This is a genomic window from Streptomyces sp. NPDC001889, assembly GCF_053594535.1.
Genome location: NZ_JBSFER010000026.1, coordinates 1 through 22308, shown reverse-complemented (window position 1 = coordinate 22308; position 22308 = coordinate 1). Strand labels below are relative to the sequence as shown.

Sequence of the window (22308 nt, the reverse complement as noted above, 5' to 3'; positions counted from 1 at the left end):
GTGAGCCGGCCTCTGTGAGCTGTCTCTGCCTGCTGCGCTCCCACCCTCGCGGTCGCGCACCGGATACCGGGCAACTCCCCTGAGTATTTGTCAGGTCCGCCGGGGCCGTCCGGGAACCCGCGGGAAGCGGTCCCCGGACGGCGTGCTCACCGGGTGAAGATGTCCCGGTCCCGGGCGGGCAGCGCGGACAGCACGGCGGGTTCGAGCCAGGACAGGACCCTGGTCAGCACCCGCATCGCGGTGGCCAGGTCCTCGGTGCCCACCAGCTCCCGCATCTCCCGCTGGAGCCCGGAGACGACCGCGTACACCTCCGGTTCGAGCGCCCGGCCGGAGGCCGTGAGGGTGATGATCTGCCGGCGGCCGTCGGCCGGGTCCGGGGAGCGCAGTACCAGCCCCGCGCGCTCCAGATCGCCCAGGAGCAGGGTCCCGGACGGTCTGGCGAGGGCGAGCGAGGTCACGAAGTCGTGCTGGTGCATGCGTCCTTCGGGGGAACGCCAGAGTCTGACGAGCGCCGCGGCCTGGGCGTAGGTGACGCCCAGGGGCCGCAGCGCACCCGACAGACGGTCCTGGACGAGCCGTGAGGTCAGCGTCAGCAGACCGCTGAGGTGATTCTCCGACCCGAGGAACGCGCCCTCACCGTTGTCCGCCACCTAAACGAGATTACCCTTGCGGGCGCGCCAGCTCGCGGACTGGCTGTGCCGCTCCACCATCACGATCTCCTCGCACCCCAACTCCGCGAGCAGGGCGGGGTGGTCGGCCCGGGAGTAGTCGAGCATGAAGGGCTCGACATTGTTCCGGACCATGCCCTCGCGCTGCCGCCAGTCCCGCTCGTTCTCCGGGATGGCCCAGTCGAAGAAGCCCAGGAATCCGCCGGGTGCGCAGACCCTCACCATCTCCCGGACGGTCCGGTCGATCTGGTAGGCGGGCATCTCGTGCAGCAGATGGGACTCGTGGACCACGTCGAACTCGCCGTCGCCGAAGTACGACAGATCGCCGGAGTCCATGTGGTAGAAGCTGACGTTCTCCAGGCCCAGCTCCCTGGCCCGCGCGCGTGCCCAGCGCAGCACGGAGGGGGAGAGATCGACCCCGATCACCTCGGCGTCGGGGAAGACCTGGGCGTAGACGAAGGCCGTGGCCCCGGTGCCCGCGCCGACCTCCAGGACGCGCCGGGGGCGCACCCCCCGGTCGAGCACCTGGCTCTGCACCCACCACTGGATCTGTTCGCGCTTGCCGAGCGGGAAGTCCTCGGCCATCCGCTCCAGCCGGTACCCCATGGACGGGTGCATCCAGTGCAGTCCGTTCATGTGGTGGACGGGGTTGGAGATGTAGTACGAGGGGAAGTCGGCCGGCCGTTCCTGTCCCGGGGCCAGCAGATCGGAGAGGTCGCCGGGGCCGGTGGCCTTCGGTGCCCGGTGCATCTCCCACCGGATGATCGCGCGGGAGAGCCTGGGGTGCTTCCTGGCCAGCCGCAGGGAGAGCAGGGTGGGCTTCCAGCCCTCGGGCAGGGGTGGTCGCGGACGGGTCGTCTGATCAGCCATCGCTCTCCTCCGGGCCGGGCACATACCTCGGGTGGTCGAGGTAGCGGGGGGTGTCGGGTGTTTCGAGGTTCTGCTCGCTGACGCACCGTTCGTTGGGGGCCTGGATCTTGATGATGTTGTTGTCGGGGTCGAGGAGGGTGAGGAGCCGGCCGTACTGGCCCTTGAACTCGGGGGTGAAGTACGGCACTCCCATGGCCTCCAGATGGGCCTTGGCCCGGGTGAGGTCATCCACCTGGAAGGTCACCGAGACGGGGGTGTCCCACACATCGGCGGGCTTCCCGCTCGGCACTCCCCGGCCGGTGATCTCGATCCGGCGGTTGTCCGGGCCCACCAGGACGGCCATGCGGAAGGGCCGGTGGGGCACCCGGATGGGGATGTCGAACTCCAGCTTGAAGCCGAGGACATTGCGGTACCAGCGCACGGCCCGGGGCTGGTCGGTGGAGCGGATGGTGATCATGCTGGTGCGCCAGAGGATCGAGTCGTCGCTCTGCGAGGGTTCGCGCTCCAGCCAGAGGGGTGCGGTCACGAGCCCGCCGCCCTGAGCGCGGCGTCGGCCTTGAGGGTGGCCTCGGGGCCCATGAGGTCGGAGGCGAGCGGGCCGAGGAGCCGGTCGAAGAACGCGTCCCGGTCGGTGCGCCACTCCGCCTCGGCCCCGGCGGGGATCACATAGCTCTCGGCCGCGTTCTCGGGCAGGGTGCCGCCGTCGGTGAGCAGCCGCTCCAGTACGCGGACCCGGTCGCGCAGGACATAGGTCTCGCCGGCGAGGGCGAGGACCATGCCGAGGAGCTTGTCGATGGCGGGGTCGTCGAAGAAGACCATCTGGCCGTCGACGATCCTGGGTGCTTGCTTCATGCGGGCTTCCTTCCCGTGACCAGCCGCCAGCCGCCGGCCCGGGCCCTGCGGGGGTCCGGGGGCGCGGCGGAGGCGTAGGACTTCTTGTCGCCGTGCCGGAACGCGTCCACGACCGTCGTGCTGACCTCGGTGTAGCCCGCGTCGATGAGGGGCTTCTCCAGATCCGATCTGAAGAAGTCCGACATATACGGCTCATTGTTGATATGGGCGTGCCAGTCCATCATGAACAGGCCGTAGGTGGAGGGGAGTTCACCGGCGGTGTAGATGGCGAACCGTCCATCGGGCGCCAGCAGCCGGAAGCTCTCCCGGATGATCGCCGCGATCTTCTCGGCCGGCATCTCGTGGAAGATCATGGTGGAGGTGGCGAGCTGGAACGAGCCGGACGCGAGTCCGGTGGCGGAGGCGTCCTTCTGGAGGAAGCGGATGTCCAGGCCCCGGTCGGCGGCCTTGAGATGGGCCCACTTCAGGAAGGGGGCCGCCAGGTCGACCCCGATGACCTCGGCGCCCGGGAAGGCCTCCGCGAGGCCGAAGGTGCCATCGCCGGTGCCGCAGCCCAGATCGATGATCCGCCGGTAGGGGCCCTTGGGGAGCGCCTCGGTCTTCGCCCGGTGGATGGAGCCGACGTTCTCCAGGCCCGCGAAGTGGATGCGGGTGCCGAAGTCGTAGACCGGTCCGTCCAGGTCGTCGCGCCAGTAGCCGCCCTTCTCCAGGTGGTAGTCCGTGTCCGCGTAGTACGCGGGCATCTCCAGGGCGGGGTCCAGCTCCAGCCCCTCGATGGCGGCGATCCGCTCCTCCAGCTCGGCCCGGTGCCCCTCGATGTACGCGTGGGTGCCGTGCGGTCCGTACTTCATCAGCAGCTGGGTGTGGCGCTGGAGGTACATGAAGTACCGGAAGAGCGGGGATTCCTCGATGACCTCCCCGATCTCGGTGGTCTCCTCGGGGGCCCGGCCGTGCGCCGCCTCCCAGCCGGCGGCCCGGCTGTCGAAGGCGTCGAGGAGGGGGTGGTGGAGTCCGGCCCAGCCGATGCGCAGCCCCAGATAGAAGTCGAGATAGGCGCGGTCCGTGCCCGTGACGGGCTGGTCGTTGAGTCCAAGCATGATCGTTTCTCCTGTTCTCCTTAACGGCTGGTGAGGCTCACGCCGCGCAGATTCAGCCGGCCGAGGAGCAGGGCCTTCTCATCGAGGCCGCTGACCTCCGCCCTGCGGGCGACGAGGAGTTTGGGGTAGACCGGGGGCAGCTCGACGGCCTCCTCGGTCAGCATCCGGTTGAGTCCGCTCGCCAGCCGGGTCCGCTCGGCCTCGTCCGATGTGGCGAAGAGCCGGGCGAAATCCCGGTCGAAGGCACGGTCGCGGAAGCCCGGGTTCTGCCGGGAGGCGGCCCGGTACACGGTGAACTGGGAGAGCGGCATGGCGCCGCCGACCAGGCCGTACTCCTGGACGGTGAGGGACATGTCGTAGTCCCGGATCAGCCAGCGGCGGTTCCAGTTCGCCGGGTCGGCCACATCCAGGCTCACCTTGATGCCGAGCCTGCCCCAGTTCTCGGCGTAGACCTGGGCGATGTCCCGGGCGGCGCCGCTGGTGGAGACCATGATCTTGAATGTGGTGTCCCTGGCGGCGCCCGACCGCTCCAGCAGCTCCCGGGCCCGGGAGAGATCGGGTTCCGCCGGGTAGGGCCGGTAGCCGGGGTCGTGGCCGACGACATTGGGGCCGAGCGGGCCCTGGGCGGTCAGCGCCTCACCGTGGAAGACGGCCTCGCGCACCCCCTCGCGGTCCATGGCGAAGGCGAGCGCCCTGCGGAAGTCCGGGTGGTCGAAGGGCTTGCGGGTCATATTGAGCATGGCCCGGATGCCGCCGGTCCCCTGGACTCCGTGGAGCCGCAGCGAGCGGTCGCGGGTGATCCCCGCGATATCGACGGGCTGCACCCCGGTGGCGATGTGGATTCTGCCCTCGCGGAGGTTGACCAGCCGGGTGGAGGGGTCGGGCACCGAGGTCATCACGATCGCCGACAGCTTCGGCCGGGGGCCCCAGTGGCCGTCGAACCTGGTCAGCCGCATGGACTGGCCGGTGACGACCTTGTCCACCCGGAAGGGCCCGGTGGCCACCAGCTTGGCCTTCTCCGCGATGAAGTCCCGGTGGCTGATGGGGATACGGGCCAGCTGGTCCGGGAGGATGCCGTACGGGCCGGTCAGCTCCAGCCGTACCGTCGCCGGGTCCACCACGACGGCGCGCTTGAACCAGGGGGCGAGCAGGGAGAGGAACTGGCTCCTGCCCCGGCTGCCGGGGATGAAGTTGAAGCTCGCCGCGACATGCTCGGCGGTGAGGTCGTCACCGTTGTGGAACCGTACGCCCTCGCGCAGCCGGACCGTCCAGGACAGCCCGCCCGGGCCGGGCTCGGGCAGGGCGGTGGCCAGGTGCGGGACGAGCCGGCCGGCCGGGTCGTGGGTGAGCAGGGCGTCGGTGGCGGGCTCGGTGACCCAGCGGACGTTCTGGGAGTTGGAGTAGAGCGGCGCGAACCCCACCGGCACCTCGAAGAGCCCGACGGAGAGGGTGTCGGAGCCGCCCGGCGAGGCGGACTCCTCGGCGCCGGCGCACCCGGCGAGCGCGGCTCCGGCGGCGACGGCGGAGGTGAGGCGCAGGACATCGCGTCTGGAGTGGCCTTCGAGAAGGGTCATGACGGGCTCCATGCTGTGAGATGGCAGGCAGTGAGATGCCCGTCGCCGACGGGCCGGGCGGGCGGCCGGGTCCGCGCGCACTCGGGCAGGACATGCGGGCAGCGGGTGCGGAAGCGGCAGCCGCTCGGCGGGTCGACCGCCGACGGCACCTCCCCGGAGAGCGGGAGGAGTTCCTTGCGGCGCCGGGGGTCGGGCAGCGGCACCGAGTCCAGGAGCGAGCGGGTGTAGGGGTGGGCGGGGCGGTCGAAGACCTCATCGGCCTCCCCCGACTCGACGACGTGCCCCAGATACATCACCAGCACCTGGTCGGCGAGGAGCCGGGCCACATCGATCTCATGGGTGATCAGGAGATAGGTCAGCCCCAGGTCGTCGCGGAGATCGCAGAGCAGATTGACCAGGCCCGCCTTGACGCTGACGTCGAGACTCGCCGTCGGCTCGTCGAGCACCAGGAGCCGGGGCCGGGCGGCGAGCGCGCGGGCGATGGTGACGCGCTGGAGTTCCCCGCCGCTGACATCCGCCGGATAGCGCAGCAGGAAGTCCGCGGGGAGGCCGGTGAGGTCGAGCAGCTCCCGGACCCGGGCGGCGCGCCCTTTGCGGTCCAGATCGGGGCGGTGGATGAGCAGGGGCTGCTGGAGCGCGTGCCCGATGGTCTTGCGCCGGTTCAGCGCCGACCACGGGTTCTGCGCCACGAGCTGTACCCGCCGCTCCCCCGGGATCGTGATCGAGCCGGAGGTGGGATCGGTGAGCCCGAGGAGCAGCCGGGCCACGGTGGACTTGCCGCAGCCGGACTCGCCGATGATGGCGAGGGTCTCGCCCTCGGCCACCCGGAAGCCGACATCGTCGACCGCGTGGACGGTGCGCGCGGCCCCGCTCCGGAACCAGGAGCCGGGGGTTCTGCCCTGGCGGAGGGAGAAGTGCTTGGTCAGGCCCTGGGCCTCGACGGCGGTCGTCATGCCGCGGCCTCCGTGGTGTTCCGGGCGCCGGCGGCGTCCTCGGGGAAGTGGCAGCGCACGACCGCGCCGCCCGTCTGTCTCGCCTCGGGCTCCTGCTCACGGCAGCGGGCCTCGGCCCGGGGGCAGCGGGGGGCGAACGGGCAGCCCGGCAGCCGGTTGGCGCCGGCGGCCGTCCCCCCGATCACCGCGATGCGCTCGCCCCGCCGGTAGCGGCTGGGCAGGGCCCGCAGCAGGGCCCGGGTGTAGGGGTGGCGGGGGTGGTCGAACAGCTCCCCGATCGGGGCGGTCTCGACCAGCCGGCCCGCGTACATCACCCCGACCCGGTCGCAGACCTGGGCGATCACCCCCAGGTCGTGGCTGACGAAGACGACTCCGAGTCCGAGGCGCTCGCGCAGATCCAGGATGAGCCGGAGCACCTGGGCCTGGACGGTGGCGTCCAGGGTGGTGGTGGGCTCGTCGGCGAGGAGCAGGGACGGCCGCCGGGCCAGCGCGGAGAGCATGATCAGCAGCCGTTGGAGCTGTCCGCCGGAGAACTCGAAGGGGTAGCCGTCGAGCCGTTCGGCGACCGCGCGCAGCCCCACCTGGCCGAGGAGGTCCTCGACCTCGGACTGCGGCATGTCCCCGAGGAACCAGCGGAGCTGTTTGCGCAGCGGGGTGACCTGGCTCAGCGAGGTCATGGGGCGCTGGGGGATGAGCCCGATGCCGGTGCCCCGGACTCCGCGCAGCCCGGCGGCGTTCAGCGCCATCAGGTCGGTGCCCTGGAACTCCAGCCGGCGGGCGCCGGCGACGGCGACTCCGGGCAGCAGCCGCATGACGGCCGAGAGCACGGTGCTCTTGCCGCTGCCCGACTCGCCCACCAGCCCCAGGACTTCACCGGGCGCGAGGTCGAACGACACGCCCCGGACGGCCGGGACCCGGCCCCGGGCGGTGTCGAAGACCACGTCCAGATCACGGACGGTGAGCAGGGGTTCGGTCCGCATGGGCGCTCCCGTGGTGCTTGTGCGGCGGTCTGCCGGGTCTCGTGGGGAGCCGGGGATCTCCATCAGCGCTCCCCCCGGTCGAGGAGGTCGTTGGCACCGTCACCGAGGAGGCCGAAGCCGACGGTGGCGACGAGCAGGACCAGGCCGGGCATGACGCAGTACCACCAGGCGCCGGCCATCATGTAGCGGGTGGCGTCGGCGATGACTCCGCCGAGCGTGGGGGTGGGCGGCTGCACTCCGACCCCGAGGAAGCCGAGGGCCCCCTCGGCGAACACCGCGACCGCCATCCACAGACAGCTCTGCACGATGACCGGCGGGAGGACGTTGACCATCAGCTCATCCATGATCACCCGGCGCCGGGAGACCCCGAGGAGCCGGAGCGCCGGGATGTAGTCCTCCTGGACCTCGGCGAGGGTGGCCGCGCGGGCGACCCGGGCGAAGTAGGGGGTGGCCGCGATGGCGATCAGCAGGATGATCTTCCCGGCGGCGCTGACCTCGATGGGGCCGAGGTGGAAGGAGGTGACCCCGGTGACGCCGAGCACCACCATGGCGAAGACGAAGAGCGGCACCGTCTGGATCGCCTCGAAGACCCGCATGATCAGTTCGTCCGGCCAGCGGCCGGCGAAGTAGCCCGCGCAGACACCCAGCGGCAGGGCGAAGACCAGGCCGATGCCGACGCTGATCACGGCGACCAGGACGGAGACCCGGGCGCCGGCCGCCACCCGGGAGAGCAGATCGCGCCCGAGGTGGTCGGTGCCGAACCAGTGGGCGGCCGAGGGAGCGGCCAGGGGGTCCCCGGTGCGCTCCAGCGGGTCGACGGTGAGCATCGGGCCGAGGACCGCGAGGAGCAGATAGCCGAGGACGAGGGTGACCCCGATGACCGTCATCCCGCTGACATGGCGGCCTCTGACGACGAGCCGGCGTCGGTGACCGGCCCGCGCACGGGTGGGAGAGATGGTGGTCATGGCTCAGGCACCTGCGAATTTCTGCCGGACGCGAGGGTTCAGGGCCGCGTAGAGGATGTCGACGATCAGATTCGCGAGCAGGAAGAAGACGGCGAGCGAGAGCGTGGCACCGACGGCCAGCGGATAGTCCTGCCGGCGGATGCTGTCGACCAGGAGCCGTCCCATGCCGGGCAGGTTGAAGAGGTTCTCGATGAGGACCGAGCCGCTCAGCATCACGCCGACCAGCTGGCCCACCACCGCTGTGGTGGGGAGCAGCGAGTTGCGGAAGGCGAGCGAGCGGTTGATCCGCCGCTCCGGCAGGCCCATGGCCCGGCCGAACCGCACATAGTCGGTGCGCACCGACTCGATCATCGAGACCCGCAGGGTGTTGGCGGTGACACCGAAGGTGCCGAGGCCGAGCACGAAGGCGGGCAGGACGAGGGAGCGCAGATGCCCCAGGGGGTCCTCGGCGATCCCCACCCAGCCGCTGGACGGCAGCACTCCGGGCAGATAGAGCCCGAAGAGCAGCACGAGCAGGGCGCCGAGCCAGAAGCTGGGGACGGCGATGGAGAGGTTGCCGATGATCCGGACGGCCGCGTCCACCGGGGTGTCCCGGCGGGCGGCGGCGACCCGTCCCGCGATCAGGGCGAGCGGTATCCAGAAGAGCAGGGACACCAGGGTGAGTTCGAGGGTGATCGGGAGTCTGAGCAGCAGCTCGTGGGAGACGGTGTCCCCGGTGAAGATCGATTCGCCGAGGTCTCCGGTGAGGACGCGGCCCAGTTCGGTCGCGTACTGCACCATCAGCGGCTGGTCCAGGCCGAGTTCGCGCTCCACATGGGCGATCTCGGCCGGGGAGGCGTCCGCGCCGACGATCAGATAGGCCGGACTCCCCGGGGCCATGCGCATCAGGAAGAAGACAAGGGTCAGGACGATGAGAAGGACCACCGCCATGGCGGTGGCACGGCGGAGTACGTGGGCTGCCAACGGAGCCTCACTTCCGTTAGGTTACCTAACTGATGGACTGGGCCGGGGAGCGGGAGCCCCTCCGGCCCGCGCAGTCCTCACGGTGTGGGTGAGTAGTGCTCTCTGAACAGGCGGAAGGCGGCGATCAGCTCGGGGTCGTGGTCCTCGGAGCCCTCGGGCCTGAGCAGTCCGAAGCGGAAGGCGCCTTCGCCCTTCTCGTTGTGGAGCACGACCCAGTACTCGGTCCGTCCCGAGTGCCGGCCCGGGCCCTCGCCGAAGACCGGGCGCCACCGGGTCTTCCGGGAGAAGTGCAGCTCGGGGCCGTCGAAGTAGTTGACGTAGTTCTCGGAGACCTGCCAGTGGGTGAAGTGCTCCCTGGCCTCGGCCATGGCCTCGCCGGTGGAGCCGCCGAAGACCGCCAGGTGGACCCGGCCGAGCCGTTTGAGGTCGAAGAGGAAGTCGACGATGTTCAGCCGGGGGGCGAGCGCGTCCAGGGCCTCGGCCGGTGCGAGGTCGCCGCCGAGGACCTCGACGGCCCGGCCGGAGTGGTCGTGCCGGCCGAGGAGTTCGGTGACGACGGCGGCCACATCGGCGCGGCTGACCTTTCCCCGGCCGAGCCCGTTGCCGAGCCGCACCCGGCCCGTCGGCTCCTCGTCGGTGAGCCCGCCGGGCCGCAGTACGGTCCAGTCCAGACCGCTGCCGGCGAGGTGGGCCTCGGCCTTCGCCTTGATCTCCAGATAGGGGCGGAGGAAGTCCGGGGAGCGCTCGGGGTTGTCGGTGCCCTTGGAGGTCACCAGGACGAAACGTTTCACCCCCTGGCGTACCGAGGCGTCGATCAGGGCGGCCGCCGCGGTGTGGTCCAGGGCGCCGGCCACTTCCACGGAGCCGCCGCCGGGGCCGGCCAGCCAGACGACCGCGTCGGCGCCGGCGACGGCCCGGTCCAGGTCGGCCGCGGAGGCGGCGACCAGATCGCAGGGCAGGGACTCGGCGCCGGGAACGGGTGCGTCGGAACGGGTCAGCGCCCGGGTGGCGTGCCCGGCGGCGGTCAGCAGCGGGATGAGACGGCGACCGGTGCGACCGGTCGCGCCCGCGACGACGATGAGCATGGAGGGGCTCCTCTGGTGGGGTGGAGTGGGATGGTGCGGGGGCCGGATGCGGCCCGCGCGGGGCCGGGTGCAAGGGGCCCGCGGGGCGGGGTGCAAGGGACCGGCGGGGCCGGCGGGAAGCGGGCCGGGTGGGTCGGATCGCACCGGATCGCGCGGTGCCGGAGGGAAACGGAGGCGAGTCGGATCGGGAGTGGACCGGATCGGGATCGGGACGGGTGGGAGGGGTGGGAAGGGGTGGTCAGAAGTCGTAGCCGGGGGGAATCCCCGGTTCCGTCGAGGTCCAGACGCTCTTGGTCCAGGTGTAGAGGCGCACCGCGTCCGGGCCGCCCTCCCTGCCGTACCCCGAGCGGTCGACCCCGCCGAACGGCACGCTGTCCGAGAGCATCCGGTAGGTGTTGAGCCAGACCGTGCCCGCGCGCAGCCGGTGGGCCATACGGTGGGCCCGGCCGAGATCCGTGGTCCAGACCCCGGCGGCGAGCCCGAAGTCGGTGGCGTGGGCCAGCTCCACCGCCTCCTCCTCGGTGGAGAAGGGCAGCACCGCGAGGACCGGTCCGAAGATCTCCTCCCGCATCACCCGCATCCCGGGGTCGACCCCCGTGAACAGGGTCGGCGGCACATAGAAGCCGCCGGATTCCGGGCCCGGGCAGACGGCCTCGGCCGCGAGCGTCGCGCCCTCGTCGAGACCGGCCCGGATCATGGCGAGGGTCTTGTCCCGCTGCCCCGGGGTGACCTGCGGACCGACCTGGGTGCGCGGATCGCGCGGATCGCCGACCCGCAGCCCCGCCACGGCCCCGGTCAGCCGCGCCACAAAGGTCTCGTACACCTCGCGCTGGACCAGCAGCCGGGAGCCCGCGATGCACATCTGGCCGGTGGCGCTGAACGCGCCGAGGAGTACGGAGGCGAGCGCGGCGTCGAGATCCGCGTCGGCGAAGACGATCTGCGGCGACTTGCCGCCCAGCTCCATGGCGACGGGGGTGAGGTGCTCGGCGGCGGCCCGGGCGATCACCCGGCCGGTGGCGTCGGCGCCGGTGAAGACGATCAGATCGGCCCTCGGGTCGGAGACCAGCGCCCGGCCGGTCTCCGCGCCCCCGGTGAGCACCTGCGCCATCCCCTCGGGCAGCCCCGCCTCCGCCAGCACCCCGGCGAGCATCAGCGCGGTCAGCGGCGTCTCCTCGGCGGGCTTGAGCAGGCTCACATTGCCGAAGGCCAGCGCGGGGGCGATCTTCTTCGCGGCGAAGACATAGGGCACGTTCCAGGGGATGACCCCGACGGCCACCCCGTACGGCTCGCGCCGGGTGTACGTGTGGAACGGCCCTGCCACATCGAGGGTGTCCCCGGTGACCTTGTCCGCGAGTCCGCCGTAGTACGCGAAACAGGCGGCGGCCCGGCCCGCCTCGCGCCGGGTGTCCTTCAGCGGCTTCCCGGTGTTGAGGGTCTCCGTCCGGGCGAACTCCTCGACCCGGTCCTCCAGCAGGCCCGCGATCCTGAGCAGGATTCTGCCCCGGCGCTCGGACGGGACCTTGCGCCACTCCTCCAGCGCCTTGCGCGCGGTGCCGTACGCCTGGTCGACGGCGGTGGCGTCCATCCGCTCGACCTGGCCGAGCACCTCGCCGTCGATCGGGCTCACTACGTTGGTGGGCATGTCGAGCGGTCCCTTCAGTGGTCGGCCAGCAACCGGCCGGCGCCCGTGAAACGGTCGTTGATCCCGGTGGCCCGCAGCCCCGCCCACAGCGTGGCGGTGTTGATGGCGACGACCGGGATGTCCAGCCGCCGTTCCAGCGACACGGCGAGGGCGGCGAACCAGAGGTTGGTGCCGACCTGCACGATGGCGTCCGGCCGGGCCCGGGCGAGCCGGTCCACCGCCCGGACGAGGACCTCCTCGCCGACCTCGGCGATCTGGTGCGCCGAGGTGCAGAGCAGGGTGTGGTAGCCGGCGATCGCGAATCCGGCCTCGGTGAAGTAGTTCCGGACCTCGCGGTCGTTGACGGGCCGGTAGGGGCTGAGGACGGAGATCCGGCGGGCGCCCAGGGCGCGCAGCGCCAGCGTGCAGGCCGTCGATCCGGCGGTGGCGGGCACTCCGGCCCGGGCGGCGATCTCCGCCTCGTAGGCCCCGGCCCCGGCGAGCCCGCCGTAGAACGTGGGGGCCGACATGCCGAGCAGCACACGGTCGGGCCGGCAGGTCATCACCGAGCGCAGGGCGCCGGGCACCCCCTCCCGTACGTCGCCCAGCAGCCGGGTGGTGTCGTCGTCGCTGGCCACCGAGGGGGCGGGGACGAGCATCCGGCCGGTGTGGAGGGTGACTCCCCGGGGGGCCATCGCCGCGTACTCGCCCTCCACGACGGTGTTGGTGGAGGGCACCAGGACCGCGAGCCGGGCCCGGCGCTCGTCGATGCGCGGCGGGAGAACGGCCTCCGCCGGACCCGCGCCCGGCCCCGGCCCGGGGCCCGCCGCACCGGTCGCGGGGCCCGGGCCGCCGCCCGTGCTCAGCACGGCAGCAGCCCCTGTCCGCGTACGGCGTTGAGCATCGAGGAGTCGAGCAGCCAGCGCCGGGCGCGGACCGGGTCGGCGGCGGTGGCGGCCAGTTCCCGCTGGGCGGCGAGCCGCCGGGCGGGGTCCTTCTCGCCCAGGGCGCGGGCGTTGCGGTCGGTGATGATCCGCACATAGTCGAGAGCGACCCGGCGGCGCTGCTCGGCCCAGCCGTCGAGATCCCCGGGCAGGGCTTCCACCAGCGAGAACGCATCGTGGATGCCGTTGTTCATCCCCATGCCGCCGATGGGGCTGTTCACATGGGCCGCGTCGCCGATCAACAGAACCCTCCCCTCCCGGAAGCGCTCGGCCACCCGCTGGTGGATGAAGTAGAGCTGGTGGTGGACGATCTCGTAGGGGACGGGGCTGGGGACGACCCGCTGGAGCATCCGCTCCCAGACGGCGGGGTCGCGGATCTCCTCCCGGACCGGGAAGAGGACCCGCCAGGCGTCGGGGGCGCGCAGCAGCACCACGTACTCGTCGGGGTCGGAGATGTAGTTGACCTTCTCCAGCCCCGGCAGGTGGTCCTCGAAGGGGAAGGGGGTGAGCAGGACCAGATAGCGGTCCTCGTAGGTGAACCCCTCGAAGGCGATGCCGAGTTGTTCCCGGACGGCGCCGGAGGCACCGCCCGCGTCGATCAGAAGGTCGCCCCGGGCGGTCAGCGGGCCCCCGGGCCCCTCCACGCCGGCGGTGACTCCCCGCGCGTCCTGCCGGACGCCGAGCACCCGGTGCCGGAAGCGGACCCGGTCCCCCAGCCGGTCCAGGAGCAGTTCGCAGAGTCTGTGCTGCTCGGCCTGGAGCCGGAAGGGAAAGGCGGTGTCGGCCGCGAGGTGGGCGTGGTCGAAGTTGGCCACCAGTCCGCGTTCGCGGTCCCGGTGCTGGTGGACGGGGGCCTTGAGGCCCTGTTCGATGAGTGGTTCCGCGATGCCGACGCGGTGGAGCAGATCGAGTGTGGGCGGGTGGAAGGTCGAGGCGCGGGGTTCGGTGCTGATCTCTTCCCGGGCTTCGAACACCTCCACGGTGTGACCCGCTTCGGCGAGCAGAACGGCGGCGGTCAGACCCACGGGGCCTGCCCCGGCAACAAGGACATGTGGCACGGCTGCCTCCCAGTTGTTAGGGGATAAAACAACTTTGCCGACAAGGCGTCAATACCTTTGAGCCGGTCAATTGGCCGGTAAAATTCGGGAGATGGGTGTTTGGGCACGCGGGGACCGCGCTGATCTGCGAGGGAGCCCAAGGGATACGGCGCTGTGCCGGGGCTCCGGGGTGCGGTGGCCGATTCCCGACGATCGGCGCGGGACTATGGCGCGGGGCTAGGGCGCGGGGCTAGGGCGCGGAGGTATGGCGCGGGACTACGGCGCGGGGGTATGGCGCGGGGGCGCCGGGCGGTCCGGCCCCGTCCAGGAGGCGCCGGGCCGCGCGGACGACGGCCTCGTCGACGAACCGTCCCCGCCCGTCCAGACAGACACCCGCGCCCGCCGCCCTGGCCGCCTCGTACCGCCCGAGGAGATCGCGGGCACGCGCCAGCTCGTCCCCCGACGGCGTGAAGACCTCATGGACCACGGCGAGCTGGGCGGGGTGGACGCAGGCCCGGCCGCGGAACCCGAGCCGGCGCAGCGCGAGCGTCGACTCCCGGAGCCGGCCGAGGTCGCGGAAGTCGGTGCTCACCGGGGCCATCGGCGGGTCGATCCCGGCCGCCGCCGAGGCGAGGACGGTACGGGAGCGGGCGTACAGCATTCCGCTCTCGTCGCCGCCCGGTTCGACACCGGTCTCGGCGCGCAGATCCGCCTCGCCCAGTTGCAGCCGTACGACCCGGGGTCCGGCGGCCAGTAACGGCGCGGCCAGCACGGCGCGGGCCGACTCCAGCAGGGGTACGACGCCGAGGGTGCCCGGCCGCCGGCCGCTCCCGCGCTCGGCCTCCCGCAGCGCGCCGTCCAGTTCCGCCAGCCGCTCGGCGCTCTCCGTCTTGGCGGCGCAGACCCCCGCGAGCGGCACCGAGGGCGGCCCGGACGCGACCTCGGCGATATCGGCGAGCCCCGCGGCGCCGGGGTTGATCCGGACCCACAGACGCGCGGGGACGCGCGGGGGGAGCGAGGCGAGCCACTCGGCGACACTCCGCCGCGCCGCTTCCCTGCCGTCCGGCGGTACCGCGTCCTCCAGATCGATGATGAGTTCGTCGGCGCCCCGGTCGAGCGCCCTGGCGAGTTTCCCCGGCGCGTCGCCCGGGACGTACAGCGCGGACCTCATACGGGCTCAGTCGCGGCGCAGATAGGTGCCGGACGGCTCGCCGAGGACCTCGGGGCCGTCGTCGCCCAGCCGGTAGGCGAGCCGGCCGCCGACCACGGTGGCCACCGGCCAGCCCTTGACCTCGACCCCGTCGAAGGGGCAGTGGTCCTGGCCGGAGAGGAGCATGGCGGTGTCCACCCGGCGCTCCAGATCCAGGTCCACCACGGTGAGGTCGGCATCGAAACCGATGCCGAGACCGCCCTTGCGGCCCCAGAGGTTGTAGGCCCTGGCGGGGTTGGCGGAGGCCAGTTCGGCGATCCGGGTGAGCGGGAGGCCGCGGCGGTGGTGGCCCTCGCTGAGGAGCACCGGGTAGAGCAGCGCGGTGCCGCCGAAGCCGGGCCGGGCGGGCCAGAGTTCGTCGCCCTTGTTCTCCTCCAGGCAGCACGCGTGGTCGGACGCCACCCAGCTGACCTCGCCGTCCCGGATGCCCTGCCAGAGGAACTCGCTGTCCCCCGGGGTGCGGATGGGCGGGTTGACCTTGCCGCCGAGACCGCCGCGCGCGTCCAGGGTGTCGTGGTCCAGGCAGAGGTGGTGGAGGGTGACCTCGAACCGCGCGTCGTTGCGGTGCAGCGAGCGGGCGGTGAGCGCCGAGCGGAGCGCGTCGGCGCTGGAGAGATGGAGCAGATTGACCTGGGTGCCGGTGTGTCCGGCGAGGGTGGTGGCCTCGGAGATCGCGACCTGTTCGGTGAGGGTGGGGCGCCCGTCGGAGTAGGCCCTGAGGTTCTGCGGCTGTCCGCTCGCCCGGGTGCGGTCGATGAAGACCCGCATCAGCTCGGCCTGTTCGCAGTGGAGGGAGAGGGAGAGCCGCAGCCCGGGGTGGTCGCGCTGGGTCTTCGCGAGCTGCTCCAGGATCAGATAGAGATGTCCGAGGTCGTACTCGTCGCCCATGGTGAAGGCGCGGGCGTCCCGGCTGTTCGCGGCGAGGTCGAAGCCCTTGTAGAACATGTAGTACTTGAAGGACGTGACGCCGTGGTCGGCGACGAGGGAGGGTATCTCCCCGATCTGCTCCACGGTCATGGGCGCGAGATGGAAGCCGTAGTCGGTGAACGACCGCCCGGCGACGGCGTCCAGCACCTCGGGGAAGATCTCGCGGTAGGGGCCGGTGCGGTCGAGGTAGTGGGCTCCGGTGCGGAAGTAGGAGAGCACCGAGGTCACTCCGCCGACCAGGCCGGAGCGGGTCTCCTCGAAGGTGTCGAGCGCCAGATCCCGGTAGATGCCGAGGTGGAAGTGGGCGTCCACGGCGCCGGGGAGGACCGCCTTGCCGGTCGCGTCGAGCACATCGGCGGCCTCGGCGGCGGGCAGGTCGTCGCCGATCGCGGCGATGCGGCCGGCGGAGACGGCGAGGTCGGCGCGGACCTCTCCGTGGTACGGGAGCACCAGGACTCCCCCTTTGACGAGCAGATCGTATCGAGTCATCAGGGCCGGCCCGGTCAGGTGTCTGACCTGCCGTCACCTCCCTCTCGTTGTCGGTGTCGCCCGGCTGTTCCAAAAATCGTAACGCCGTTCTACATTCAAGGGCCAGAGTCGGGGGATGAATTCGTAACAGCTTTCCGTTAACCGGAACATGCGAGGAGGACAGATGACTGAACCGGGACCTCTGGACGGGATCGTCGTACTCGATCTCGCGACCCTCTTCGCCGGGCCGCTCGCGGCGACGATCCTGGGCGACTACGGCGCCGAGGTCATCAAGGTCGAGCACCCGGTGAAGGGGGACCCCTCACGCGGCCACGGCCCCGCCAAGGACGGGCACGGGCTGTGGTGGAAGATGCTCGGCCGCAACAAGAAGGCCATCACCTGCGACCTCGGCTCCGAGGACGGGGCCCGTCTGCTGCGCACCCTGGCCGCCGGGGCCGATGTGCTCATCGAGAACTTCCGGCCCGGCACCCTGGAGAGGTGGGGCCTCGACCCCGCCGTGCTGCGGGAGACCAACCCCGGGCTGGTCGTCGCCCGGGTCACCGGCTTCGGGCAGTTCGGGCCGTACGCCCGGCGGCCCGGCTTCGGCACCCTGGCCGAGTCGATGAGCGGGTTCGCCGCCGCCACCGGCGAACCCGGGGGGCCGCCGACCCTGCCGCCCTTCGGTCTCGCGGACGGCATAGCCGCCCTGACCTGCGTGAGCGCCGTCATGATGGCGCTGCACCACCGGGAGAGAAGCGGCGGCGACGGCCAGATCGTCGATCTCGCCATCATCGAGCCCCTGGTCACCCTGCTCGGTCCGCAGCCGATGATCTGGGACCAGCTCGGTGTCGTCCAGGAGCGCCGGGGCAACCGCTCGGCCAACAACGCGCCGCGCAACACCTACCGCACCCGGGACGGCCGCTGGGTGGCCGTCTCCACCAGCTCGCAGAACATCGCCGAGCGGGTGCTCACCCTGGTCGGACACCCCGAGGTCATCGACGAGCCCTGGTTCGCCGGCGGCAGCGGCCGGGCGCGCCACAGCGACCTCCTCGACGGCCATGTCGGCGGCTGGATCGCCGAGCGCGACGCCGACGAGGTCATCAGCGCCTTCGAGGAGGCCCAGGCCGCCATCGCGCCGGTCTACGACATCCGCGATGTCCTCGCCGATCCGCAGTACCGGGCCCTGGACACCGTCACCACCGTCGACGACCCCGACCTCGGGCCGCTGCGGATGCAGAACGTGCTCTTCCGGCTGGACCGGACCCCCGGCTCCATCCGCTCCACCGGCGCCGCCAAGGGCGCGCACAACCAGGAGATCTACGGCGGCAGACTCGGTCTGACCACCGGGGAGATCGACCGGCTCCACGCGAAGGGCGTCCTCTGACATGCGACTGATCGACCTCGCCCAACCCCTGCGACGGGGGATGCCCCAGTCGCCCAACCACCCCCCGTTCCGGATGGTCCCCGAGCGCCGGCACGGCGACATGGTGCGCCCCGACGGCGGCTCGGCGGCCAACGAGATCATCATCACCGGCGGCCATGTGGGCACCCATGTGGACGCCCTCGCCCATGTCTCCCAGGACGGTCTGCTGTACGGGGGGCTGCGGCCGGGCGACCTCGTCTCCCACGACGGCTTCAGCCGGCTCGGCATCGACGGCTTCGCGCCCTATGTCGGCCCCTGTCTCCTGCTCGACGTGGCCGCCGTGCACGGGGTCCGCACCCTGCCGGCGGGGTACGAGATCACCCCGGACGATCTGGACCGGGCCTCGGCCGGGCTCGATCCGCTCCCCGGCCAGGTGCTGCTGATCGGCACCGGCTGGTCCCGGCTGTGGGACGACGGGCCGTCGTTCACCGGCCACGCGGACGGCGTGCCGGGCCCCGGGGAGGCGGCGGGGCGGTGGCTCGCGGAGCGCCGGCCCCGGGCGGTCGGCGGCGAGACGATCGCCTTCGAGCGGCTCGCCCCCGGCCGGGGCCACACCACCCTGCCGGTGCACCGGGTGCTGCTCGTCGAGTCCGGGATCAACATCGTGGAGACGATGAAGCTCGACGAACTGCTGGACAGCGGGGTGCGGGAGTGCGAGCTGATCCTCAACCCGCTCAATATCGCCGGGGCGACCGGCGCGCCCGTCCGCCCGCTGGCGGTGATCCCCGGTGAGTGAGCGGCGCGGAGCGGCGGAGGAGACCACGGCGGTGCGGCGGCTGGCCCGGTTCGCGGCCGGCTGCCGCGACCGGGGGCTCCCCGGACCGGTCGCGGAGGACGTGGCGGGCCGGGTGCTCGACGTGGTCGGCAACTGCCACGCCGGCCGGGCCGAGGGCGGGCCCGGCGACGCCGTCCTGCGGACCGTGCGGGCCTGGGGCGGAACCCCGCAGTCCGGGGTGTTCGGCGACGCGGACCGCCTCCCCTCCCCCCAGGCCGCCCTGGTCAACGGCACCCTCGCGCACACCCTCGACTTCGACGACACCCATCTGCCCTCCGTGCTGCACCCCAGTGCCTCGGTGGTGCCCGCCGCCCTCGCGGTCGCCGAGGAAGTGGGGGCGAGCGGGGCGCGGTTGTCGGCGGCCGTCGCCGCCGGCATCGAGATCTGCGACCGCCTCGGCATGGCGTCCTACCTGCCCGAGCTGCGCAACTCCGTCTTCTTCGAGAAGGGCCAGCACGCCACCTCGATCTGCGGGACGCTGGCCGCGTCGGCGGCGGCGGCGCTGCTCTACGGACTCGACGAGGACGGCATCGCCGACGCGATGGGGGTGGCCGCCAGCATGGGGGCGGGCCTCCTGGAGGCCAACAGGACCGGCGGCACGGTCAAACGCGTCCACTGCGGCTGGGCCGCCCACGCCGGAGTGTCGGCCGCCGCCCTGGCACGGGCCGGGATCACCGGCCCGCCGACCGTGCTGGAGGGCCGGTTCGGCTTCTTCCGGGCCTGGCTGGACGGCATCTGCGACACGGAGGCGATGCTCGGCGGGCTCGGGGAGCGCTGGGAGACCCTGCGCACGGTCTACAAGCCCTACCCCTCGAACCACTTCACCCATCCGGCGATCGACTGCGCGCTCGCGCTGCGCGCGGCGGGGCTCGACCCCGACGACGTGGTCTCGGCCGAACTGGGGCTGCCCGCGCCGACACTGCGCACCGTGGCGGAGCCGCGCGAGCGGAAGATCCGGCCCGGGACCGCGTACCACGCCAAGTTCTCCGGGCCCTTCACCGTGGCCACGGCGCTGCTCGGCGGCGGGGGGCTCGGGGTCCATCTCGACGACTTCACCGAGGAGACCCTCGCCGATCCGCGGCGGCTCGCCCTGGCGGCGAGGGTGGAGTGCGTGGCGGACGAACGCGCCGGGGAGATCTTCCCGCACGCCTTCGCGGCGGTGCTGCGGGTCCGCACCCGGGGCGGTTCGGTCCTGGAGCACCGGGTGGACTCCTCGCTCGGCGGTCCCGGCAACCCGCTGAGCCGGGAGCAACTGCTGACGAAGTTCCGGCTGAACGCGGCCCGGGGCCTGCCGGACGCGGAGGTGACCCGCCTCGCGGACGCGGTCGCCGGGCTGGGCCGCACAGCGGACGTGCGGGGGTTGTTTCTATGATCGGACGGTCACCGGGGGCACCGCGCCCGGCCGGCGCACCGGCCCGTGAGCCACCGGGGCGGGCGGCGCACCCGGCCGTACCGGGTGGGAGCGCTCCCACACCACGATCGTGCCAAGGGGTAGGGAAGCCGATGCCGAATGACGCCCCCGGACCGGCGAGGGTCCGCAAGAAGGAGTCCGGGAGCCAGACGGCCGCCACCGTCGAACGCTCCGCCGATGTGCTGCTGCTCTTCGCCGAACCCGGTTCCGCCACCCTCGGGGTGACGGAGATCGCCGACCGCCTCGGGCTGTCGAAACCGGCCGTGCACCGCATCCTCGCCGCGCTGCGGGTACGGGGGCTGGTCGAGGCGGACGAGGAGACGCGGCGCTACGCGCTGGGGCCCAGCACCATGCGGCTCGGGCTCGCCTATCTGGACCGGATCGACATCCGCGCCCTGGCGGCCCCGGAGCTGGCGCGGCTCTCCCGGGAGACGAACGAGACGGCGACGCTCTCGGTCCTCAGCTCGGGCAGCCGGGTCTATGTGGACCAGGTGACGCCCAACCGGGAGGTCATCATGTCCGTGCGGCTGGGGATTCCCTATCCGCTGCACGCGGGCGCGTCGTCGAAGGCGTTTCTCGCGTTCCTGCCGGACGACGAGATCGACGCCTGTCTGGGGAGGGAGCTGGCGGGTCTCACCGACGCGACCATGACCGACGAGGCGGGGCTGCGGCGGGCCATCGCGACGATCCGCAGAAGGGGCTGGGCGCAGTCCGTCGCCGAGCGGCAGCCGGGCTCGGCCTCGGTGGCGGCGCCGGTCTTCGGCCACCACGGCAGCCCGGTGGGGGTCATCAGTGTCTGCGGCCCCAGGGAGCGGTTCCGCACCGAGGTGAAGCGGTGCGCGGAGGCGCTGCTGGAGGCCACGGGCCGGCTCTCGGCCCGGATGGGCGCGCCCGCTCAGGACCGCTGAGGAGCGCCCACCGCCCGCGTCGGCCGAGGCTGTGCCGCCCCGGCCGGCGCGTGCGCGGCGGTCAGTGGCCCGAGCTGTAGTAGCCGCCGAGCTGGTCCCGGTAGGCGGGGTCACCGAGGTGGGTGTCCTTGTCGAACTCCGGGGCGGCCTTGATCTCGTCCTTGGTACGGGAGACGTGGACCGTCCGCTTCTCGTGGTCGACCCGGGTGACGGTGCCGGCCGGGAGCATGACCTCCTTGCCGAAGATCCAGACCCCGGTGTCGACGACGAGGTACTGCGAGCCGACCTCGCTGGAGTACTTGTCGACCTTGCCGATATGGCCGTCCGTGGCCTCGACGCGATATCCCTGGAGGTCGTCGTCAGCGGTGTGGCCGGCGGTCGGCACGTAGGACCACAGATATTCCGACATGAAATGCTCCTTCGGTGAAAACGTATGGGGTGTGACAGTTCATCGCATGCCCGGCCTCATGGCTTTCACACCAATGGATTCATCTCGCCTGGAATATCGACGCTCCCGGTGCGTGTTTTCCCGGGCTTTCCGGTCCGGACTCGCCGATCGGAGTTTTCCGGTCAGGCCTTCCCGGTCAGGGCTTTCCGATCCGTATGACTGACCCCGCGGAACGGGGGAAGGCGGTCGGTACACCCGCTTCCGTGGAGGAGTTGACGATGCCGAACGGCACATTCGCAGCACACCGTGACCGGATCGACCCGCGGAAGCCCGCCGCCGAAGCCTCCGACCGCCCCTCCCGGCGGCGGCCCCCGCGCCCCGGAACCCCGGTGCGGCCCGGGACGGGGCGCCATATCCGGACCATGACCGATGACCGGTTCATCGAGACCGTGCGGTATCAGGGCCTCTACCCGACCCGTGAGGAAGCGGCCTATGTCACCCGTATCGCCCTGAGAACACTGGCGCGGCAGCTCTCCGACGCCGACCGGGCCGATCTGGCCGCCAAGCTTCCGCCGGGGGTGGCGCGCCATCTGACGGCACGGTCCGCCGCGGCCTCCCCGCTCACCGGGCAGGGGCTGGTGGAAGTGATGACCCGGAGCCTGCCCAGGGCCACTCCGGCCAACGCCCGCTGGGGCGCGGCGACCGTTTTCACCCTCGCAGCGCGGCTCGCGGGGACCGAATTGGTGTTCCGGCTGATCAAGGGGCTGCCCGAGGGGTACGCGCCGCTGTTCGGGCCGGGGTACGAGCGGCCGGTGGCGAGTAATTCGGGTACACCGTCACGGATATGAGAACGCCCCCGTGGAGCATCCGCCGCACATCTGCGGCACCGAGAACGTACTGATACGGTCGAAAGAGTTCATCCGAAACCCGAGGGATTGGGAAATCATGGCGGACAAGGAAAAGGCAAAGGCGAAGGTCGAGCAGACCAAGGGCAAGGTCAAGGAGGCGACGGGCCGCGCGGCGGGAAACGAGAGCCTGACCGCGAAGGGCCGGGCCGAGCAGGCCAAGGGCGACGCCCGCCAGGCCAAGGAGAATCGCCTCGCTCGTCGCCGAGGAGGGCAACGGCTACAACGGCACCACCCACGGCTCCTTCAACGGATGGACCACCGGAGCCGACGCCGCCGACTTC

22 protein-coding genes and 1 pseudogene are annotated in these 22308 nt (G+C 72.0%); 6 read left to right on the top strand and 17 right to left on the bottom strand.

Annotated features, from left to right (window positions below; all coding sequences use genetic code 11):
• Nucleotides 1–146: 146 nt before the first annotated feature.
• From ACWCRA_RS27965 to ACWCRA_RS27890, 16 genes are all read right to left on the bottom strand, one after another.
• Nucleotides 147–650, bottom strand: a complete 504-nt coding sequence (locus ACWCRA_RS27965; RefSeq protein WP_351558444.1) for a MarR family winged helix-turn-helix transcriptional regulator — start codon at nucleotides 648–650, stop codon at nucleotides 147–149.
• Nucleotides 651–1538 carry a class I SAM-dependent methyltransferase gene (locus tag ACWCRA_RS27960; RefSeq protein ID WP_351558442.1) on the bottom strand — a complete coding sequence of 296 codons (888 nt, stop codon included), beginning with the start codon at nucleotides 1536–1538 and terminating at the stop codon, nucleotides 651–653.
• Complete coding sequence (locus tag ACWCRA_RS27955) at nucleotides 1531–2064, bottom strand: VOC family protein (RefSeq protein ID WP_451068896.1); 534 nt, start codon at nucleotides 2062–2064, stop codon at nucleotides 1531–1533. The genes ACWCRA_RS27960 and ACWCRA_RS27955 overlap by 8 nt, the downstream gene beginning before the upstream one ends.
• Nucleotides 2061–2390: a hypothetical protein gene (locus tag ACWCRA_RS27950; protein ID WP_351558439.1), complete on the bottom strand. Its 330-nt coding sequence runs from the start codon at nucleotides 2388–2390 to the stop codon at nucleotides 2061–2063. Before ACWCRA_RS27950 ends, ACWCRA_RS27955 begins: the two co-directional genes overlap by 4 nt.
• On the bottom strand, nucleotides 2387–3487 hold the full coding sequence (locus tag ACWCRA_RS27945; RefSeq protein ID WP_451068895.1) for a class I SAM-dependent methyltransferase: 1101 nt from the start codon (nucleotides 3485–3487) through the stop codon (nucleotides 2387–2389). The genes ACWCRA_RS27950 and ACWCRA_RS27945 overlap by 4 nt, the downstream gene beginning before the upstream one ends.
• A 20-nt stretch (nucleotides 3488–3507) precedes the next feature.
• Nucleotides 3508–5061, bottom strand: a complete 1554-nt coding sequence (locus ACWCRA_RS27940) for an ABC transporter substrate-binding protein (RefSeq protein WP_351558435.1) — start codon at nucleotides 5059–5061, stop codon at nucleotides 3508–3510.
• Nucleotides 5058–6014 (bottom strand): ABC transporter ATP-binding protein, encoded by a 957-nt coding sequence (locus tag ACWCRA_RS27935; protein ID WP_351558433.1) that lies wholly within the window; start codon nucleotides 6012–6014, stop codon nucleotides 5058–5060. Before ACWCRA_RS27935 ends, ACWCRA_RS27940 begins: the two co-directional genes overlap by 4 nt.
• Nucleotides 6011–6994 (bottom strand): ABC transporter ATP-binding protein, encoded by a 984-nt coding sequence (locus ACWCRA_RS27930; RefSeq protein ID WP_451068894.1) that lies wholly within the window; start codon nucleotides 6992–6994, stop codon nucleotides 6011–6013. Before ACWCRA_RS27930 ends, ACWCRA_RS27935 begins: the two co-directional genes overlap by 4 nt.
• Nucleotides 6995–7056: 62 nt before the next feature.
• The gene (locus ACWCRA_RS27925) at nucleotides 7057–7959 is read right to left on the bottom strand and encodes an ABC transporter permease (RefSeq protein ID WP_351558429.1); all 903 of its coding nucleotides are present in this window, start codon (nucleotides 7957–7959) and stop codon (nucleotides 7057–7059) included.
• Between the two features lie 3 nt (nucleotides 7960–7962).
• Nucleotides 7963–8922, bottom strand: coding sequence for an ABC transporter permease (locus tag ACWCRA_RS27920; protein ID WP_351558427.1), 960 nt, complete (start codon nucleotides 8920–8922; stop codon nucleotides 7963–7965).
• A 77-nt stretch (nucleotides 8923–8999) separates the two neighbouring features.
• Entirely contained in the window at nucleotides 9000–10007 is a 1008-nt protein-coding gene (locus tag ACWCRA_RS27915) for an SDR family oxidoreductase (protein WP_351558425.1), read from the bottom strand.
• 238 nt (nucleotides 10008–10245) lie between these two features.
• The gene (locus ACWCRA_RS27910; protein ID WP_351558423.1) at nucleotides 10246–11649 is read right to left on the bottom strand and encodes an aldehyde dehydrogenase family protein; all 1404 of its coding nucleotides are present in this window, start codon (nucleotides 11647–11649) and stop codon (nucleotides 10246–10248) included.
• A 14-nt stretch (nucleotides 11650–11663) separates the two neighbouring features.
• Nucleotides 11664–12497 (bottom strand): maleate cis-trans isomerase family protein, encoded by an 834-nt coding sequence (locus tag ACWCRA_RS27905; protein WP_351558421.1) that lies wholly within the window; start codon nucleotides 12495–12497, stop codon nucleotides 11664–11666.
• Nucleotides 12491–13630 (bottom strand): FAD-dependent oxidoreductase, encoded by a 1140-nt coding sequence (locus ACWCRA_RS27900; RefSeq protein WP_351558419.1) that lies wholly within the window; start codon nucleotides 13628–13630, stop codon nucleotides 12491–12493. Before ACWCRA_RS27900 ends, ACWCRA_RS27905 begins: the two co-directional genes overlap by 7 nt.
• 229 nt (nucleotides 13631–13859) lie before the next feature.
• Nucleotides 13860–14780 carry an HpcH/HpaI aldolase/citrate lyase family protein gene (locus ACWCRA_RS27895; RefSeq protein ID WP_451068893.1) on the bottom strand — a complete coding sequence of 307 codons (921 nt, stop codon included), beginning with the start codon at nucleotides 14778–14780 and terminating at the stop codon, nucleotides 13860–13862.
• A 6-nt stretch (nucleotides 14781–14786) separates the two neighbouring features.
• Entirely contained in the window at nucleotides 14787–16235 is a 1449-nt protein-coding gene (locus ACWCRA_RS27890) for a dihydroorotase (RefSeq protein ID WP_351558415.1), read from the bottom strand.
• 163 nt (nucleotides 16236–16398) lie between these two features.
• Here ACWCRA_RS27890 and ACWCRA_RS27885 point away from each other — a divergent pair, with 163 nt between their 5' ends.
• The 4 genes from ACWCRA_RS27885 to ACWCRA_RS27870 all read left to right on the top strand — a co-directional run bounded on the left by ACWCRA_RS27885 (nucleotide 16399) and on the right by ACWCRA_RS27870 (nucleotide 20731).
• Nucleotides 16399–17598, top strand: coding sequence for a CaiB/BaiF CoA transferase family protein (locus ACWCRA_RS27885; protein ID WP_351558413.1), 1200 nt, complete (start codon nucleotides 16399–16401; stop codon nucleotides 17596–17598).
• 1 nt (nucleotide 17599) lies between these two features.
• Entirely contained in the window at nucleotides 17600–18373 is a 774-nt protein-coding gene (locus ACWCRA_RS27880; protein ID WP_351558411.1) for a cyclase family protein, read from the top strand.
• Nucleotides 18366–19784, top strand: coding sequence for an MmgE/PrpD family protein (locus ACWCRA_RS27875; RefSeq protein WP_351558409.1), 1419 nt, complete (start codon nucleotides 18366–18368; stop codon nucleotides 19782–19784). Before ACWCRA_RS27880 ends, ACWCRA_RS27875 begins: the two co-directional genes overlap by 8 nt.
• Before the next feature lie 131 nt (nucleotides 19785–19915).
• Nucleotides 19916–20731, top strand: a complete 816-nt coding sequence (locus tag ACWCRA_RS27870; RefSeq protein WP_351558407.1) for an IclR family transcriptional regulator — start codon at nucleotides 19916–19918, stop codon at nucleotides 20729–20731.
• Between the two features lie 61 nt (nucleotides 20732–20792).
• Here ACWCRA_RS27870 and ACWCRA_RS27865 read toward each other — a convergent pair whose 3' ends face one another.
• The gene (locus ACWCRA_RS27865; RefSeq protein ID WP_351558405.1) at nucleotides 20793–21140 is read right to left on the bottom strand and encodes a PRC-barrel domain containing protein; all 348 of its coding nucleotides are present in this window, start codon (nucleotides 21138–21140) and stop codon (nucleotides 20793–20795) included.
• Nucleotides 21141–21541: 401 nt separating this feature from the next.
• Here ACWCRA_RS27865 and ACWCRA_RS27860 point away from each other — a divergent pair, with 401 nt between their 5' ends.
• Both ACWCRA_RS27860 and ACWCRA_RS27855 read left to right on the top strand, forming a co-directional pair.
• Nucleotides 21542–21967, top strand: coding sequence for a DUF2267 domain-containing protein (locus ACWCRA_RS27860; protein ID WP_351558403.1), 426 nt, complete (start codon nucleotides 21542–21544; stop codon nucleotides 21965–21967).
• A 97-nt stretch (nucleotides 21968–22064) separates the two neighbouring features.
• Nucleotides 22065–22211, top strand: a pseudogene (locus tag ACWCRA_RS27855) (CsbD family protein); the annotation flags it as partial.
• Nucleotides 22212–22308: the final 97 nt, after the last annotated feature.